This is a genomic window from Candidatus Phycosocius bacilliformis (assembly GCF_003112735.1).
Lineage (GTDB): Bacteria > Pseudomonadota > Alphaproteobacteria > Caulobacterales > Aquidulcibacteraceae > Aquidulcibacter > Aquidulcibacter bacilliformis.
Map to the genome: position 1 here is coordinate 190,238 of NZ_BFBR01000001.1, position 18,157 is coordinate 208,394.

At 58.5% G+C, this 18,157-nt stretch carries 15 protein-coding genes; 8 read left to right on the top strand and 7 right to left on the bottom strand.

Going from position 1 to position 18,157, the window contains the following annotated elements:
- Positions 1-198: 198 nt before the first annotated feature.
- Both PbB2_RS01050 and PbB2_RS01055 read left to right on the top strand, forming a co-directional pair.
- The gene (locus tag PbB2_RS01050) at positions 199-765 is read left to right on the top strand and encodes a GNAT family N-acetyltransferase (protein WP_108983429.1); all 567 of its coding nucleotides are present in this window, start codon (positions 199-201) and stop codon (positions 763-765) included.
- Positions 762-1,307, top strand: coding sequence for a GNAT family N-acetyltransferase (locus PbB2_RS01055; protein WP_108983430.1), 546 nt, complete (start codon positions 762-764; stop codon positions 1,305-1,307). Before PbB2_RS01050 ends, PbB2_RS01055 begins: the two co-directional genes overlap by 4 nt.
- A gap of 185 nt (positions 1,308-1,492) precedes the next feature.
- Here PbB2_RS01055 and PbB2_RS01060 read toward each other — a convergent pair whose 3' ends face one another.
- Positions 1,493-3,601 carry a methyl-accepting chemotaxis protein gene (locus PbB2_RS01060; protein WP_192576096.1) on the bottom strand — a complete coding sequence of 703 codons (2,109 nt, stop codon included), beginning with the start codon at positions 3,599-3,601 and terminating at the stop codon, positions 1,493-1,495.
- 219 nt (positions 3,602-3,820) lie between these two features.
- Positions 3,821-4,675, bottom strand: coding sequence for an alpha/beta fold hydrolase (locus PbB2_RS01065; protein WP_108983432.1), 855 nt, complete (start codon positions 4,673-4,675; stop codon positions 3,821-3,823).
- A gap of 200 nt (positions 4,676-4,875) precedes the next feature.
- Between PbB2_RS01065 and PbB2_RS01070 the strand changes: the two genes are divergently transcribed.
- A complete protein-coding gene (locus PbB2_RS01070) occupies positions 4,876-5,217 on the top strand; it encodes a hypothetical protein (RefSeq protein WP_108983433.1) in 342 nt (113 codons plus the stop codon).
- A 55-nt stretch (positions 5,218-5,272) separates the two neighbouring features.
- On the opposite strand, the gene proB is transcribed toward PbB2_RS01070, so the two are convergent.
- From proB to PbB2_RS01085, 3 genes are read right to left on the bottom strand one after another with little or no spacing between them, the layout of a single operon-like run.
- Complete coding sequence (gene proB, locus PbB2_RS01075) at positions 5,273-6,406, bottom strand: glutamate 5-kinase (RefSeq protein WP_420887444.1); 1,134 nt, start codon at positions 6,404-6,406, stop codon at positions 5,273-5,275.
- Positions 6,394-7,470: a GTPase ObgE gene (obgE, locus tag PbB2_RS01080; RefSeq protein WP_108983435.1), complete on the bottom strand. Its 1,077-nt coding sequence runs from the start codon at positions 7,468-7,470 to the stop codon at positions 6,394-6,396. Before obgE ends, proB begins: the two co-directional genes overlap by 13 nt.
- Positions 7,471-7,526: 56 nt before the next feature.
- Complete coding sequence (locus PbB2_RS01085) at positions 7,527-8,486, bottom strand: 1-acyl-sn-glycerol-3-phosphate acyltransferase (RefSeq protein WP_238164794.1); 960 nt, start codon at positions 8,484-8,486, stop codon at positions 7,527-7,529.
- A 155-nt stretch (positions 8,487-8,641) separates the two neighbouring features.
- On the opposite strand from PbB2_RS01085, the gene PbB2_RS01090 reads away from it, so the two are divergent.
- Together PbB2_RS01090 and zapE are read left to right on the top strand one after the other, a co-directional pair.
- Positions 8,642-10,135, top strand: a complete 1,494-nt coding sequence (locus PbB2_RS01090) for a CoA-acylating methylmalonate-semialdehyde dehydrogenase (RefSeq protein ID WP_108983437.1) — start codon at positions 8,642-8,644, stop codon at positions 10,133-10,135.
- Between the two features lie 181 nt (positions 10,136-10,316).
- Complete coding sequence (gene zapE / locus PbB2_RS01095) at positions 10,317-11,441, top strand: cell division protein ZapE (RefSeq protein WP_108983438.1); 1,125 nt, start codon at positions 10,317-10,319, stop codon at positions 11,439-11,441.
- A 7-nt stretch (positions 11,442-11,448) separates the two neighbouring features.
- On the opposite strand, the gene PbB2_RS01100 is transcribed toward zapE, so the two are convergent.
- Positions 11,449-12,060 (bottom strand): alpha-ketoglutarate-dependent dioxygenase AlkB family protein, encoded by a 612-nt coding sequence (locus tag PbB2_RS01100; protein WP_108983859.1) that lies wholly within the window; start codon positions 12,058-12,060, stop codon positions 11,449-11,451.
- 159 nt (positions 12,061-12,219) lie between these two features.
- On the opposite strand from PbB2_RS01100, the gene dnaK reads away from it, so the two are divergent.
- Positions 12,220-14,118 carry a molecular chaperone DnaK gene (gene dnaK, locus PbB2_RS01105; protein ID WP_108983439.1) on the top strand — a complete coding sequence of 633 codons (1,899 nt, stop codon included), beginning with the start codon at positions 12,220-12,222 and terminating at the stop codon, positions 14,116-14,118.
- 73 nt (positions 14,119-14,191) lie between these two features.
- Positions 14,192-15,331 (top strand): molecular chaperone DnaJ, encoded by a 1,140-nt coding sequence (gene dnaJ / locus PbB2_RS01110; protein WP_108983440.1) that lies wholly within the window; start codon positions 14,192-14,194, stop codon positions 15,329-15,331.
- Positions 15,332-15,378: 47 nt separating this feature from the next.
- Here dnaJ and PbB2_RS01115 read toward each other — a convergent pair whose 3' ends face one another.
- Complete coding sequence (locus PbB2_RS01115) at positions 15,379-15,837, bottom strand: MaoC family dehydratase (RefSeq protein WP_108983441.1); 459 nt, start codon at positions 15,835-15,837, stop codon at positions 15,379-15,381.
- 186 nt (positions 15,838-16,023) lie between these two features.
- Here PbB2_RS01115 and PbB2_RS01120 point away from each other — a divergent pair, with 186 nt between their 5' ends.
- Positions 16,024-18,150, top strand: coding sequence for a protein-disulfide reductase DsbD family protein (locus tag PbB2_RS01120; RefSeq protein ID WP_108983442.1), 2,127 nt, complete (start codon positions 16,024-16,026; stop codon positions 18,148-18,150).
- Positions 18,151-18,157: the final 7 nt, after the last annotated feature.

Consider the following 18,157-nt stretch of genomic DNA (forward strand, 5'->3'; position numbering starts at 1 on the left):
ATCGCTTCCCTGAAAAGGGGTGATCCGGTCAGACAGACCATTTCCCGCGCGGGGGGCCGGATCACCGGCCCCCCGTTTGCATTCTGCCCTGATGCAGACGGTTCCTCGACAAGCCTTCTCCTGAGACCCCCTCTCGAGAATCATGGCTTGGGCCAGTCTCCTCCCACCCCGCGCGGGATTTCCTTTGGAGATCCTGCCATGCGCAAACAGATTGAAACCAGCCGCCTCACCCTGCGCCCCCTGCAGATGACGGACCTTGAGTCCATGGTATGTCTGGCCAATGATCTGCGCGTGTCGGCCAATCTGTCGCGCATGCCCCACCCCTATACACATGCGGATGGGACCGAGTGGCTTGGCAAGCAGGCCGATCTGTGGGCCGGAGGCAAGGATTATGTCTATGCCATCACGGATCGGGACGGTGAGTTCATGGGGGCCATGGGTCTGCACTGGATGGACCGGATGACGCTGGATGACAGTTTTGCTTGGGAGCTTGGTTATTGGCTGGGCTTCCCGCACTGGGGCAAGGGCTATGCGACTGAGGCAGGCCAAGCCGTCTTAGCGGCAGCCATTGCAGACCTTGATGTCACAGTTTTTGTCGCAGGTTTTGCCACGACAAATACACAATCTGGTCACGTGCTTGAGAAACTTGGCTTCTACAAGCGCGATGCGATTCTCGATCTGCCTGTGCTGGCCACAGGGCAAGTGTCACCCACCCAGGTGATGCGGCGGGATGTTGCAGAGCATGAACGGAGGCCGAGGTCATGACACCTGCATTGCTGACCCAGCGCCTGCTGTTGCGGCCCCTTGAGCATGAGGATAGCGCCGCTCTGGCCGACCTTCTCAATCGGCCCGAAGTGGCGCGCGGTTTGTGCACCATCCCCAAGCCATTCACGCCCCTGCATGCCAGTGCCATGATTTTGATGGTCCGGGCGTCGGAAAGCCAAGGCAAGGAATTTGTCTGGGCTGTTGAGAATGGCGAGGGCGATGTGATCGGCCAGATTGGCCTGCGCGAGATCCGGCCTGGCTGTGGCCGACTGGGCTATGCCTTATTGCCAGAATATTGGGGACAGGGCTTGGGACGCGAGGCATTGCAAGGCGTCCTTAGCTGGGCAGAACGACACACCGCTCTAACCCGGATCGAAGCCGACGCCCAAGAGGCCAATCCAACCAGTCGTCCCTTGCTTGAAAGATTGGGCTTTGTTCTCACCGGTCGGGTTGAACGTTTCAGCCTGGCTGACCACGGCCCTTTGCCTTTCCTCACCTATGAGCTTGCGTTGACCAGTCCTGCACAGCTTCATGTGGCTTGATTGAGGCCGCTTGGTCGCCACGAGCAAAAGGGCCCGCCGGATCACCGGCGGGCCCTGATTTTTATCAGCTGATGGACACCCGATCTGAGCAGCGCAACGTGTTATTGGGTTGCCCCGCCACGCTCTGCTTTGACACGTCGCTTTACTTCGAGCGACACTCGGTTCCCACTTTTCAGCACGATGCTTTAGGCAGCGCGGACACGGGCCAAGAAGTCTTGGGTTTCCTTGTCGAGCTTGGCAGCTTGGATCGACAATTCGCGGCTGGCGGCCAGAACTTGGCTGGCAGCTGCCCCGGTCTCACCGGCCGTCTCCGTCACCCGCGACACATCGGTGGCCACCGATTGGGAAGCAGCGGCCACTTGGGTAATGGCGCTGGCAATTTCCTGGGTGACTGTGGCCTGCATGTCGACCGACTGGCCAATCATGTCTGCATTCTGGTTGATCCGGCTGATCACAGCTTCAATCCGCGCCATGGCGCCGACAGCCCCATCAACAGCACCTTGGATCGCCCCAATCTGGGCGGCGATGTCTTCGGTGGCATTGCCAGTCTGGCTGGCCAGATTCTTCACTTCCTGGGCCACGATGGCAAAGCCGCGACCGGCCTCACCGGCACGGGCTGCTTCGATGGTGGCGTTCAGCGCCAAGAGGTTGGTCTGATCGGCGATGCCTTTGATCAATTCGACCACTTCGCCGATCCGGCGGGCCGAAGTGGCCAATTCGGTCACCGCACCTTGGGCTTCGCTGGATAGAGCAACCGCCTCTACCGCCACAGAGCTCGATTCAGCCACATTGGACTGAATGGTCGAGATGGAGGTGGTCAAGCTGTCTGCGGACCCTGCGGCCGTGGAGGCACTCACAGTGCTTTCTTCTGCGGCTGCTGCCACGCTGGAGGCCATCATATTGGTGCGGTCCGCAGCTGCTGTCATGGCTTGGGCGGTTGCTTCAAGCTCGGCAGAGGCGGCAGCCACGGTGCGCAACATGTCCCCGGCAACTTGCTCATAGGCCTTGGTGGCAGAGGCAATGGCTTCAGCCCGGCGCATCTGAACCTGGGTTTCCTCGCTGGCAGCCTTTTCAAGGACGATGCGTTGGATCGCATTTTCGCGGAAAATTTCAACCGCTTCAGCCATCGCACCGAGCTCATCTTCCCGGTCGCGTCCGGGGACTTCCAAATCGGTGACGCCGTTAGCCAAGGTCTTCATCGTGTCAGTGAGATCCGAGATTGGCTTGGACAGGCTCTTGGCGAAAAAGATCCCGGCAACCACCGCAGCACCAATGGCGGCAAGGGTGGTCAGCAGAATATTGATCTGCAAGGCAACCAGAGGCTCGCGGGCTTCAGCCACGGTTTTGTCTGCGCTGACCACGAATTTAGCACCCAAAGCGGTGAAGGACGTCATGGCAGTGACGGCATCATTGCCATCGGCGTCCTTGGTGGTGGTTGTGATGGTTTCGCCCGCGAATGCGCGCTTGACGAAATCATTTTCAACCTTCTGCTTCAGAATGGTTGGTTCCTTGGCAAAGGGGGAATTGTTGCGAACAAGGAAATCTTCCCCGATCAAAGTATTTTCGCCGGTTTTGCCATTGGCAGGCTGTGGCTTCATGCTCGCGTCAAGCTTATTGATCGACAATTGGATGGCAAACACGCCCTTCAACTGGCCATCAGCCCCTTTGATGGGAACGGCGATAAAGCCGGCTGGCACATCGGCCGATGGCGCATAAGGCTTGAAATCAGCCACTTTCGGCTCAGCACTCGGACCAGCGCTAATCACGTCGCGTACCAAGACGCCAAGACCTGAATCCTTCCACTTGCCGCTTGCAAGCTGGGTGGCAAAGTCGCGTTCTTTGAACACGGTATAGACGTTGCGGCCTTGGGAATCGAACAGGAAGATGTCGTAAAAGTCATTGGTGCGCAGGATGTTGCGCAGCCATGGGTGCAGCTCGCGGTGGACGGCATCATAGGCGGTGCCATTGTTAGCCGCGTCCCACTTTTCCTTTTGACCCAGTGGATTTGGGTTCTGGTCAATATAGGTGGCCTGAAGAACGGCTTCAGCATTTGGGCCCAACTCGCTGTAGGCGGCGCTGAAGCGGTCAAGGGCGGATGAGATAATCGCGCTTGAACCCAGTTCTTTGGCTTGCGCACCAGAGGTCTCAAAGAAAGCCTTAGCGGCCTCCGCACGAGATTGAGCGGTTGCTGCGAGACCAGCCTGGGTCTCCGAATTGATGTTGCTCTGCGAGTTGAGATAGGCCGCGCCCCCCGTCAAGGCTGCGGCAAGTGCCGCGAGGCCTGCTATGACCATCGGCAACTTTTTAGAAATGGCGACCTTATTCAGCCCAGACAACATAACACCTCTCCACGGCTCGCTGCGGTCAAGTACGGCTATCGAGCCTGTCTCGATAGATTTGGCACGCTCTTGATTCGACGTACCAATCCTACATGGCGAGAGGTTACATATATGTTTACAGAATGGGGCTTCTTGACACAAATCTGCACAGATCGTGTCAATTGATCAGGACAGTCAGCGCGTCTGGCGAATAATGGCCTCGATCGCGGTCCAAGCTTCAGGTTCCTCGAGGGTAGGCGCATGGCCGACCTCTGGAACTTCCACCGTAATCAAATCGGGCTTTGCCTGTTTCATCCGCGCGACAATGTCGACAGATAACAGGTCAGAGAGTGCACCCCGGATTACGGCGGTGGGGATCGGGTTTAGGGCGGCAAACGGCTCCCACAAGGTGGGAATCGCCGCGGGGTCACCTGCCCCTGCGACTTGGGCGATCGCTGGATCATAGTCAAACACAATACCATCAGCGGTTTCGATACAGGTCTTGTGGGCGAAATCGAGCCAGAAGTCTGCGCTGCGCCCTGGAAAAGCCTGTTCTCCGATTGAGGCGATCATCCGGGCTGCTTCATCCCAGCTGCTGGCTTTACCGATTTTGCCGACATAGGACTGGATGCGCTGGATACCGACAGGATCAACTTCAGGGCCGATATCATTCAAAATTGCGCCCGCAACTGTGGCCGGTGAAAAGGCGGCAACCAGCATGGTGATGATGCCCCCCATGCTGGTACCCAGAAAGACAGCCCGCTTCAGACCCAGCCGATTGAGGATGTTCAACACATCCTGGGCGTAGATCAGCGGTGTATAATTGGCAGGATTGGGGTCCCAGTCAGAGCGTCCCCGCCCGCGGATATCAAGAGCCAGCACCCGACGACCCATGCGCCGGATCGGCTCAATCACACCTTGAAAATCCTTGTGATTGCGGGTCAGGCCATGCAAGCACAAGACAGGCGGACCCGTATAGGCCCCCACAGGGTCAAAGTCGGCGACATATGTTTTCACCCCATCCTGACCGGCAATCATATGCTCGTTCATCTGTGCTCCTGAACGCCAATTTATGCGTGCGACATGACACTTAAGGCCCAATTGGCAGCGCCACACAAGGTCACCTAAACACGAAAACTGCGCACGCAAACACAAAATCCACCTCAAAGCGTCATAGTCGGACGTATCAAGCCGCGCAAAACCGCGATTTTTCTTGCAATTCGATCAAAATGTTCTTATCTTGTTCGTATATGGCGCAGCTCGACCAGAAAGGAACAGCCATGCAATTGTCATTCTTGCCAGTTTTGGAGGCAAAAGGCCGCCAAACACGCGCTGCTGGGCAGACCACGTCGCTTAAGCGTGACTCAGCTACCGATGGTGTGGCCGCTTTGCCGGCTGTCAGTCGGCCAACACCGGCTCAAATCCAATATCTCAAGCGGCTCACGCGGATCCGGGCTGATGGGCAACTCAAGCGCTATGTCGCCCGCAAGGTCGGCAAGGCGGCCACGGGCGGTGAGGCACCTGTTTTGACCAAACAAGATTTCGCGGTCGTTATTGATCGGGAGCTTCATGAGAAGCACTGGGCGGCGTGACATGTAAGGCCACAGGCCAGAGGGCTTCTTTGGCGCTGTTGAAACCAAGCCGGCTCTAGCTCAAGACCAGGTCGTCGCGGTGCACCAAGGCAGGCCGACCCGCATAGCCTAAAATGTCCTCAATCTCGTCGCTATGCCGCCCCAAGATTTGCTGCGCATCCGACGACGAATAAGCCGAAATGCCATGGGCCAGAATGCGGCCATGGTCATCCTTGATGGCAATGGCGTCGCCGCGTTCAAACTGGCCTTCAACGGTTCTGACGCCAATCGGCAACAGGCTGGCACCAGCCTTCAGCGCCTTTGCCGCACCTGCATCAATGCAGAAACTGCCTGCTGGGTTGAGGCTATGGCCAAGCCAAGCCCGCCGCGCACTTTCACGGTCAGCGGCGGGAATGAACCAGCTGGCCCGGCCGCCTGCGATCAGTCGACCAAATGGATGATCGGCCAGCCCATCTGTAATGGCCACGGCACAGCCTGCCGCAGTGGCGATGCGGGCCGCCTCAATCTTGGTCCGCATGCCACCAGACCCGACACCCGCCTTTTGATTAATGCCCCCTGCCATGGCGTCTATCGCCGGGCTGATATCGCGAACCTCGCCAATATGGCGGGCCTTGGGGTTATCGCGCGGGTCGGCGTCATAAAGGCCGTCGACATCGGAAAACAGGATCAGGGCATCAGCCCCCACCATCTGGGCCACACGTGCGGCGAGGCGATCATTATCGCCATAACGCAGCTCATCGGTGGCCACCGTGTCATTCTCATTGACGACCGGCACCGCCCCACAGGCCAGCAGTGTGTCCAGTGTGGCGCGGGCATTGAGCCAGCGCCGTCGACGCTCGGTATCATCTGGCGTCACCAAAGCCTGAGCCACTGCGGTTTTGTGCGGGGCGAAGGCCTCACCCCATGCCGCCATCAGGCGGACCTGGCCTGCCGCGGCAGCAGCCTGCTTTTCTTCAAGTTTAAGTTTGCCGGGTGGTAGGCCCAAAGCGCCCCGCCCCAAAGCCACCGCGCCGGATGAAACAATGACAATATGTTGGCCTGCCAAACGGGCCTTCACGACATCAGCCGCCACACTGGCAAGCCATGAGCTGCGCGCCTCGCCACTGACAGGATCGATGATCAGAGATGAACCAAACTTCAAGACAATGCGTTTGGCCCGCCCCAAAGCCTCAAGCGTCATGGAGTCCAACCACCCTCCGAGCCGTCGAGCATCGGCTCACCCTGCCCATCACTGTCTTGCACATCAGGCTCCAAGATACCGCGCGCCTTGGCAATCTCGCGCCACACCAAGCCCAAAGCCCCGCGCACACCCGATTGTGAGACACCAGAAATGGCCAGAACCGTCCGCCCGGCTGCGGCACTCAAAGCCGCCCGCTTTTCGGCGACGACATCCGGGGTCAGAGCATCAATCTTGTTGAGCGCGATGATTTCAGGCTTGTCAGTCAAGTCATGGCCATAGGCCTCAAGCTCGCCGCGCACCGTCCGATAAGCGGCCACAACATCCTCTTCGGTGCCATCAATCAGGTGCAACAAGGCTGCACACCGCTCAACATGGCCCAAAAAGCGGGTGCCGAGGCCGGCACCCTCTGCCGCGCCCTCAATCAGGCCGGGAATGTCCGCTAGGATGAAGCGTGTATCACCGCCCAAAGTCACCACCCCCAAATTGGGGTGCAGGGTCGTAAAGGGATAGGCTGCGACTTTAGGATTGGCTGAGGAGACAGCCGCCAAAAATGTGGACTTGCCAGCATTGGGCAGCCCAACCAAGCCCGCATCGGCAATCAATTTCAGGCGCAGCCAGATCAGCTTTTCCTCGCCCTCCAAACCGCGATTGGCCCGTTCTGGGGCTTGGTTGACCGAGCTTTTGAAATGCAGATTGCCCCAGCCGCCATTGCCACCGCGCGCCAAGACAACCCGATCACCGAGCTTGGAGAGATCAGCGATCAGTGTTTCGCGATCCTCTTCCAAAATCTGGGTACCGACAGGCACTTTCAAAATGAGGTCGGGGGCCGAAGCGCCATGGCGTTGGCGGCCCATGCCATTCTGGCCGCGTTCGGCCTTGAAATGCTGCAGATAGCGATAATCAATCAGCGTGTTGAGGCCATCGACCGCCTCGGCGATCACATCGCCACCCCGACCACCATCGCCGCCGTCAGGGCCACCGAGTTCAATATATTTCTCGCGCCGGAACGAAGCCGCGCCATTGCCGCCATCGCCGGAGCGAATGTAGATTTTTGCCTGATCAAGGAATTTCATAACCAGAACAAACTAGCCTGTTATGGCAGACATTGAAAGCCAAGGCGCTGAGTGCATCACCCAGCCGGTGCGCCCAGACCGCCAGTTGGCTGTGGCAGGGGCTGAGGCTGCAGCGGATTAAATGGGTGAGACGGGTCGTGAGCCATCACCTCTTCAATATGGGCTTTGAGCTGTTGGGTGAGCATATTGGTATCGCCCACCAGAAACTCTGGGCTGATCGCAGGACCGGCCCGCAGCGTGAACATCTGCTCTTTCTTGTTCAACAATTCCTTGAACAAAGTGATGTCGCGCAATTCCTTCGACATGCGGTCAAACACGTGAAACCAAAGGCTGAAGGGTCCAGACATGTGAATAGGAATGAGGGGGGCATTGTTTTTGCGCGCCAGTGAGACCGCCGAACTCATCCAATCCGGGTCGCGCAATTCGCCCTGATCAAAACGGGCAAGCCTGCCGGCTGGAAAAATGAAAAGTGCCCGTTCGGCGTCAAATGCCGCTTGGGTCAGGCGCAGGGTGTCACGCGTTTTTTCCCGCGTCCGCTTATGCTCTTCCCATTCAACCGGGATCAATACGTCAATCAGGCCGGGCGCGACCCGATGGGCATCGGCATTGGCATAGAAAACAAGGTCAGGCCGGACTGGCTTGATCGCGTCCCAGGCTGCAATCCCATCAGCAATACCGGTTGGATGATTGGCAATGATGACGCAACGGCCTGTTCGGGGAATGTGATCAAGGCCACTGACACGAAGCTGCACACGCAGCAATTCCGAGACAGCTTCCAAAGCTGGCAGGCCAGCTAAGGGCGCGATCTGGTCAGCCATTGCCACCGCTTGGGGATAGTCCAAGAGCTTGTAGAGGATCGCCCGCAATGCTGGCCACAGGATCGAGCCCGCCAGCGTTGGCGCGCGTTCTTCGATCAAAATGTCGATGATGTGCTTATCATCGAAAGCGCGCTGCTGCTGCATCCAAACATCCATCGCCTCAGCCGGGTCGATGCGTGGAAGCTGCCATGATGGCACCCATAATGACAAGGGGTGATAGGTCGGTTTCCTGCCATCGGGGACGACATCCCGGCGGAGCCTGTTACAACACTGTTTATCTCTGTGCTGTCACAGGCTAAGGCAAAAGCAAGCAGTGCCGACAGAGAGATCGGCCGATGTTTGAGGGCAGGATCATGCGCGAAATCCATCATTTCATTGACGGTCAGTCGAAGAAGGCCCAGACCGGCCGCTTCCAGAATGTGTATGATCCTTCCACGGGCAAGGTCCAAGCGCTGGTCGAATTGGCTTCGGCGGACTTTCTGGCTGAGGCGGTGGCGGGTGCCAAAGCTGCCCAACCGGCTTGGGCTGCCACCAATCCCCAAAAGCGCGCGCGGGTGATGTTTGCCTTCAAGGCCCTCTTGGAACGCGATATGGAGGATTTGGCCCGCCTGTTGTCGTCCGAGCATGGCAAGACGGTCGCGGATGCCAAGGGCGACATCCAACGCGGCCTTGAGGTGATCGAATTTGCCTGCGGCATCCCGCATTTATTGAAGGGGGAGTTTACCGAAGGTGCCGGCCCCGGCATTGATATGTATTCCATGCGCCAGCCGCTTGGCGTGGTGGCAGGCATTACCCCGTTCAACTTCCCTGCCATGATCCCGATGTGGATGTTTGGCGTGGCCATTGCCTGCGGCAATGCCTTTATCTGTAAGCCGTCCGAGAAGGACCCATCGGTGCCGATCCGGCTGGGTGAATTGTTGAAGGAAGCCGGGCTGCCCGATGGCATTTATCAGGTGGTCAATGGCGACAAAGTCGTCGTCGATGCCATTCTTGAACATCCAGACGTCAAGGCTGTCAGCTTTGTCGGCTCCTCGGCGGTGGCAGAATATATTTATGCCAAGGGTGCCACCTATGGAAAGCGCGTCCAAGCCATGGGTGGGGCGAAGAACCATGCCATCATCCTGCCGGACGCTGACCTCGACCAAGTGACCAATGACCTTATCGGCGCAGGCTATGGCAGTGCGGGCGAGCGCTGTATGGCGATTTCGGTGGCTGTGCCTGTGACCGACAAAGTGGCAGACGCCCTAATTGCCCGTCTGAAGCCCCGCGTCGAAGCCCTCAAGGTTGGCCCAAGCCTTGACCCTGAGGTCGATTACGGTCCGCTGATCAGCCGCGAACACCGCCAGAATGTCATTAATTGGATCGACAAATCGGTGCAGGAAGGCGCAGAGCTGGTGGTCGATGGCCGCACAGTTTCGTTCCAAGGCTATGAAGATGGCTTTTATCTGGGCGGCTCGCTGATCGACCGGGTTACACCCACGATGGAGAGCTATAAGACCGAAATCTTCGGGCCTGTCTTGCAAATCGCGCGGGCAGAGGATTTTGACAGCGCAATTGCCCTGCCTAATGCGCACCAATATGGCAATGGCACCGCCATCTATACCCGCAATGGCCGCGCCGCGCGCGAATTCGCCAGCCGCGTTGAAGTCGGCATGGTGGGCATCAATGTGCCCATTCCCGTGCCCTTGGCCTATCACAGCTTTGGTGGCTGGAAACGCTCTGCCTTTGGCGATGCGAACCAACATGGCACCGAGGGCGTGCGCTTCTTCACCAAAGTCAAAACCGTCACCGCCCGCTGGCCCGAAGGCGCAGGTGCCGCAGAATTTGTCATCCCGACGATGAAATGAAGGTGGGAGACGGCGCGAGCAGACAAAGCCCCTCGCCCCTTTTGGGGGAGAGGGGTTGGGGTGAGGGGGTCGCTGCGGCCCACACTCATGCTTCGAGCATATGGCTACTAAATCACCCCCCTCACCCCCGTCCCCTCTCCCCCAAGGGGGCGAGGGGAGGTAATCGAGTTGCGCCTTCCCCATGATTACCACCCTCTATCGCCAAAAGGCCGAGCAAGGCTTGATCAAGTTCGATCCCGCCCAAGCGGCGGCGGTCGAATTGTTGGGCATCTTGCAGAACCGCCTCAAGGACTGGCGGCCCGGTAAAGCGCGCTTTTTGTTCGGCAGGCCAGAGCCTGCGCCTGAGGGGATTTATCTCTACGGCGGGGGGGGGGGCGGCAAAAGCATGCTGATGGACCTCTTCTTTGAGGTTGCCCCGGTTGAAAAGAAGCGGCGCGTGCATTTTCATGAATTCATGGCCGAGGTGCATACTGGCGTGAATGCGTGGCGGGCGATGAGCGCCCAAGAGCGCAAACAACAACCCCATTTTGTCAAAGGGGCGGGCGATGATCCGATCCCGCCGGTTGCCAAGGCCATCGCCACTGAAGCTTGGCTCTTATGCTTTGACGAATTCCAAGTGACCGATATTGCCGACGCCATGATCCTTGGCCGCTTGTTTGAACAATTGTGGATGCGCCAAGTTGTCGTGGTCGCCACCTCAAACCGCCACCCGCGCGACCTCTATAAGAATGGCATCAACCGCCAACTCTTCTTGCCCTTCATCGCCATGCTGGAAGAAAAGCTGGAGCTGCACGCCTTGGATGGCCAGCGTGACTATCGCCTTGCGCGACTTGAAAGCCAGCCCGTCTATCACACCCCGCTTGATGGCCGCGCCTTTGCCGCGATGGACCAGGCATGGAATATGTTGACCCAAGGCGCGCAACCCCGCCCGACCACGTTGACCGTTGCGGGGCGGGAGGTGAAGATCGCGCGCGCGGCTGCAGGCTGTGCGCGCATGAGCTTTGAGGATTTGTGTGTCGCAGCCCTTGGAGCCAGCGATTATCTGGCGCTTGCCAAGCGGTTTGAGACATTGCTGTTGGATGGGGTTCCGATCATGGGACCTGAAAAGCGCAATGAAGCCGCCCGCTTCCGCACCCTGATTGACGCACTTTACGAGAACAAGACCAAATTGATCATGAGTGCCGAGGCTGAACCCGACCGCCTCTATGGCACAGGCGACCAAGCCTTTGAGTTTGAACGCACCGCTTCCCGCCTCTATGAAATGCGCTCGCGCGACTATCTAGCGGCAGAGCGGGGTGGGGATTGAGGGGATCCTAACCCACCACCCGCATCGTCAGATTGATCCGTCCGCCGCCGGGTATCAGACTGGACGAGCCAGACAGCACCCGATCAATGCCGTGGTAGAAATGCCGCGAGGCACCGCCCAGCACCACGACATCACCTGAAGACAGTTTAAGCGACGTGGTTGGCCCACCTCTTTGCGGTCCACCCAAGCGGAAGATGGCCTGATCCCCCAAGGACACCGAGACCACAGGCGCTTTAGGGTCGCGTTCATCGCCATCGACATGCAGACCCATTTTCGCACCCACCCGATACAGATTGACCAAGCAGGCTTCTGGCAGGATCGGATAATTGGCGACCTGTCGCCATAGGGTGAGCAGCATGTCGGGAATCTGCGGCCAAGGCAGCCCCGTAACCGGATGGGTCGCCTGATAGCGATAGCCGCCCTCGCGGTCCGATACCCAGCCAAGCGACCCCAGATTGGTCATCTCAACGCTGAAGGTTTTACCGGTCTTGGGCATGGTGGGGCGAAAGAATGGGGCGGCTTGTATCAAAGGCTGAAGGGTCGCCAACAGCGCCTCCTGTTCTGCCCGATCCAGATAGCCGGGATGGAAGTCAAAACCCGAATGTAATTGGCTACCCAAGCATTTCACCTTCTAGCCTTGCGGTCCAAACGAGCGACACCATATGAGCCTCAGCGCCCGAACACGGGCATTTTACTGGCACACCAACAGAGCCGTCCTTCTGGGCTTCCAATGTGGGGACAAAAGAGACGGTGTCCGCTTTTAAGGGACTTGAGGAACATGAGCAAAGTCATCGGTATCGACCTGGGAACGACCAATTCCTGCGTGGCCATCATGGATGGCAAAAACGCCAAAGTGATCGAAAACTCCGAAGGGGCACGCACCACGCCGTCGGTTGTGGCGTTTGCCGCTGATGGGGAACGTCTGATCGGCCAACCTGCCCGTCGTCAGGCCGTCACCAATCCTGAACAGACCTTCTTTGCGATTAAGCGCCTCGTCGGTCGGCCATTCGGTGACCCAATGGTCAAGAAGGATATTGGGCTGGTTCCCTACAAGATCACCCAAGGCCCCAATGGCGATGCCTATGTGACCGGTCGCGACAAGGATTACAGCCCGTCGGAAATCTCGGCCATGATCCTCACCAAAATGAAGGAAACCGCGGAAGCCTATCTGGGCGAGACCGTAACCCAAGCGGTGATCACCGTGCCGGCCTATTTCAACGACGCCCAGCGTCAGGCCACTAAGGATGCTGGCAAGATTGCCGGTCTGGAAGTGCTGCGCATCATCAACGAGCCAACGGCTGCGGCTTTGGCTTACGGCATGGACAAGGGCGGAAACCGGACCATCGCCGTCTATGACTTGGGTGGCGGGACGTTTGACGTCTCGATCCTGGAAATCGGTGATGGCGTGTTTGAAGTGCGCTCGACCAATGGCGACACGTTCCTTGGCGGGGAAGACTTTGACATGCGCATCGTCGACTATCTGGCCGACGAGTTCAAAAAGGAAAAAAGCGTCGACCTGCGCAATGACAAGCTGGCCCTGCAGCGCCTGAAGGAGGAGGCTGAAAAGGCCAAGAAGGAATTGTCGACCACCGCGCAATATGAAGTGAACCTGCCCTTCATCACCATGGATGCAACCGGCCCGCTTCACCTCAATCTGAAGCTGACCCGCTCCAAACTTGAGGCCTTGGTTGATGATCTGATCAGCCGCACGATCGAGCCTTGCAAGGCTGCCTTGAAAGATGCCGGTCTGACGGCGTCGGACATTGATGAAGTGGTTCTGGTTGGCGGCATGACCCGCATGCCAAAAGTGCAGGAAGCCGTGAAGCAATTCTTCGGCAAAGAGCCACACAAGGGTGTGAACCCTGACGAAGTGGTGGCACTTGGTGCTGCGATCCAAGCAGGCGTGCTGCAGGGCGACGTCAAAGACGTGCTGCTGTTGGACGTCACCCCGCTGTCGCTGGGTATCGAGACCAAGGGTGGCATTTTCACCCGTCTGATTGAACGCAACACCACTATCCCAACCAAGAAGAGCCAAGTGTTCTCGACCGCTGATGATAATCAGTCGGCCGTGACCATCCGGGTCTTCCAAGGTGAACGCGATATGGCAGCCGACAACAAGTCGCTCGGCCAGTTCGACCTCGTGGGCATTCCGCCTGCACCCAGCGGCGTGCCACAGATTGAAGTGACCTTCGACATCGACGCCAATGGCATTGTGTCGGTGTCGGCCAAGGACAAGGCAACCAATAAGGAACAGTCGATCCGTATTCAGGCCAATGGTGGTCTGTCGGATGCCGACATTGAGCAAATGATCAAGGACGCCGAAGCCAATGCCGAGGCCGACAAGAAGAAGCGCGATCTGGTGGAAGCCAAGAATGGCGCTGAAAGCTCAATCCATATGGTGGAAAAGCAATTGGGTGAGTTTGGCAGCAAGCTTGAAACGGCTGACCGCGAAGCGATCGAGGCCGCACTTGCCGCCACCAAGGAAGCGGTGACGGGCGATGATGTTGCCGACATTCAAGCCAAGACCCAAACCCTGATGCAGGCTGCCATGAAGATTGGCGAAGCCATGTATGCCGAACAGCAAGCCAATGCCGCCGAAGCCGACGCCAAGAAGGATGCCGGTGACGATGATGTGGTGGATGCTGATTTCGAAGACGTCAGCGACAACAAGAAGTAATCGAGCCAGACGGTTGCGGGCCGACCTGATGAAGGTCGGCCCGTAAGCTGTGCGCCCGCCAATCGGGGATTCCATGAGCGACGATTATTACGATCTTCTGGGCGTGGCCCGCGATGCGGATGAGGCCACGCTGAAAAGTGCCTATCGCAAAAAGGCGATGCAGTGGCATCCCGACCGCAATCCTGGCAATGCGGATGCCGAAGCCAAGTTTAAAGACATCAACGAGGCTTATGCCGCTTTGTCCGATCCCCAGAAGCGGGCTGTCTATGACCGCTATGGCAAGGCCGGCCTGAACGGGGGCATGGGCGGGGGTGGCGGTGGCTTCCACGGCGATGCTGGCGACATTTTTGAGAGCGTCTTTGGCGATATCTTCGGCGAAGTCTTCGGCGGTGGCCGGCGTCAACAACGTGCAGGCCCCGCGCGCGGCGCAGACCTACGCTATGATTACGAGATCACGCTGGAAGAGGCCTTCCGCGGCAAGGATGCCGAAATCACCATCCCGACCAATCAGGTCTGTGAGGTGTGCGACGGCAGTGGGGCAGAGCCTGGAACTCGGCCTGAAACCTGCCCGACTTGTAATGGCAGCGGCCAGGTCCGCGCCCAACAAGGCTTCTTTATGATGCAGCGCACCTGCCCGACCTGCCATGGGCGCGGCACGGTGATCAAAAAACCCTGCAAGGCCTGTCACGGCCATGGCACCAAACAAGTTGAGCGCACGCTATCGGTCGCCATTCCGGCCGGGGTTGAAGATGGCACACGTGTGCGCTTGAGTGGCGAAGGTGAATTGGGCGCGCGCGGCGGGCCGCGCGGCGATCTTTACGTCTTCCTGTCCGTGCGCAAGCATGACTTGTTTGAACGCGATGGACCGACGCTTTATTGCCGCATCCCCGTGACGATGACGACCGCAGCTCTTGGCGGCAAGATCGAGGTGCCGACGATTGATGGCGGCAAAGCCGATCTCGACATTCCTGAAGGCAGCCAAACAGGGCGGCGCATCCGCCTGCGCCATCATGGTATGACGACGCTTAAATCGGCCCTGCGCGGCGACATGCATGTTGAACTCTTTGTCGAAACCCCCCGCAATTTAACCGCCAAGCAGAAGGAATTGCTGCGCGAGTTTGCCGGGGAATGCGGCGATAAGAGCCACCCTGAACACACGGGCTTTTTTGATAAGGCCAAAGGCTTCTGGGACCGGGTGACCGGGACGGATTGAAGAAGTGCGCGCGGCCCAAACGGCGCGCGCCTGCCGATGCCGTCAGCCTAGTCCCGGGGTGGTCGCTTGGCCATCAAGGTGCGTGTCATCACGCTCATCACCAATAGACCGTCCTGATCCTGCACTTCGTGGCTGGCCGTCAGCACGCCTTCGCGGTCATTGCGGTCTTCGGTCGCCAAAAAGGTCAAGCGCACCGACAATTCCTCCCCGGCATAGACCGCCTTATAATAGCGCAGTGCATCCTGACCCAAACGCTGCAACACTGGCCATTCACGTGTCTCTTCCCACAGCATGCGCCGCCACAAGGCATAGACATGGCTTTCGGCCGCCCGAGGCCCCGCCCCTTCGCGGCCCTTCTCGCTGGCCTTTAGCGGTAAATTGGGGGCAAAACGCTCATGAAACAGCGCAATATCATCGGCTGTGACCTTCGCGGCCCCGAAATCATAGCTGCGCCCAACAATGATATCCTCAAACCACCAGCCCGGCTGTTTTGGCAAAATGCTCACACAATTGTCCTTTCCCGCTCGCGGCCTGCCTCCGACGGCCCCTGTGGGTTGGACGGTGGTTTATTTCGGCTGATTTTTCCAGCCCCTGCCAGCCCCGAAAACAGGATTTGTTGATCAAAGCCACGGATAAGGATGATTGGCCCGCGCCATGATCCCAGCTAAAGAGCGCACCAGAAGGAAATATCGATGAAGCGCCTGTTGTTGGTTCTAGTCCTGATCTTATCAACCATGGTGTCAGGGCCCCGGCTTGCAACCGCCCAAGCCTTTGAACCGGCCAATGGGCCAATCGGGCCATCAGCGCGCTCGCAAAATGTCGAGATCACATTGATCAGCGCGGCCAGTAAAGTCGCGCCAGGTCAGACCGTCCAAGTGGCGTTGAAACAGACAATCGCGCGTGGCTGGCATACGTATTGGCGCAATCCCGGCGATAGCGGCGAACCAACAAGCCTGACATGGACCCTGCCCGAAGGCCTGACGGCCGGGGAGATTCGCTGGCCAGTACCCAGCGCCATCCCTTTCGGTCCGCTCGTCAATTATGGCTATTCTGACAGCGTTGTGCTGCCGGTTCAGCTCAGCATCCCGAAAAATGTGACACCGGGCACCAATCTGGCGATCAAAGTGGAAGCAAATTGGCTTGAATGCGCCGATATCTGCATCCCCGGCAGCGGAATTGTCAGCATCACTTTGCCCGTCAGCACCTCAAGCGAGGATGGCCCCGCGGCACGCGAAATCAGCACGACCTTATCCAATCTGCCCAAGCCTCTGCCGGGCCAAGCCCGCGTGAGCGATCTGGGCGATGCTGGCTTGCAATTGGTCATCAATGGCATTCCGGCCAATGGCAAAGCCTATTTCTTTGCCTATGAATTGGCCAAAGGGGCGCTGGTGGATTTTGCCGCCCCCCAGACATTTGTTCAGGGCAAGGATGGCTTTGGCCTCAACCTCACCAAGTCGCCCTCCTTTCCGAAAGAGCTAACCGGCCCAATAGGCGGGGTGCTGGTGGTGGGTGAAGGCCGCACAGCTCAGGCGTATGACGTGTCTGCCGAGATGACGATTGCCCCGGCCATGACCCCGGTTGCAGGCGCACAAGACACACAAGCAGGCACGGGTCTGGGACTTGTGCAAGCCTGGCTGTTTGCTTTTTTGGGTGGCCTGATCCTCAATCTGATGCCGTGCGTGTTTCCCATCCTGTCAATGAAGGCATTGGGCTTATTGGAGGCCTCACAGGGCGACCGCCGTGAGGCCCGCCGCCATGGCCTGTTTTATGGTGCCGGGGTGCTGATATGTTTCATAGGATTGGCAGCGGCCTTAATCGGGTTGAAGGCGGCTGGTATGGCCATCGGATGGGGCTTTCAATTGCAAGCCCCGGCGGTCATCACCGGGCTTGCGATTTTGATGACATTGATCGGCTTCAACCTGCTGGGCTTTTTTGACATTGGGACCAGCCTGCAAGGTGCAGGTTCGGGCCTGACCCGATCAGGCGGGGCCACGGGTTCCTTCATGACCGGTGTCTTGGCTGTGGTGGTTGCCGCACCCTGCACGGCCCCCTTTATGGGCGCGGCCTTGGGCTATGCGGCGGTCCAACCCGCCCCACAAGCCTTGAGTATTTTTGCGGCCTTAGGTCTGGGTTTCGCAGCACCTTTTGTTGGTTTGACCTTTGCACCGGGACTGTTGAAGGCCCTGCCAAAGCCCGGTCCATGGATGGTGCGCCTGCGCGAGATCTTGGCATTTCCGATGTTTGCCACAGCGATTTGGTTGATCTGGGTCGCCACTGCCCAAATCGGTCAAACCGGCGTGCTGGCCGCTTTGGGCGGGATTGTGATGGCCGGATTGGCGGTCTGGGTCTGGCGCACGTGGGATAGCCGGACAGGCCGCCTGATTGGCCTTGCCATTTTGCTCCTCGGCCTTGGCGGGGCTGGCTTTTATGCAAGCATGGCCCCCGAGGCCAGCCAGCAGCGTGCCCAAGCGGGCCTTGATGGTGAGGCTTGGACACCAGCCCGCGTCAGCGAACTGCAAGCACAGGGCAAGGTTGTCTTTGTCAATTTCACCGCAGATTGGTGCGTGACCTGCAAGGTCAATGAAGCCACCGTCTTTGCCGACCCCAAGGTGCGCGATGCCCTGTCATCGGATCGGGCTGTCTATCTGGTTGCTGATTGGACCAGCCGCGACGACATTATCGCCCAAGAGCTTGCCCGCCATGGCCGTGTGGGTGTTCCGCTCTATCTGGTGTATCAGGCCGGTCAGTCTGAACCCCAGATTTTGCCGCAATTGCCCAGTGTCGAGACCATTCTCACCGCGCTTGGGCCTGCGCGCTAGACTGGGT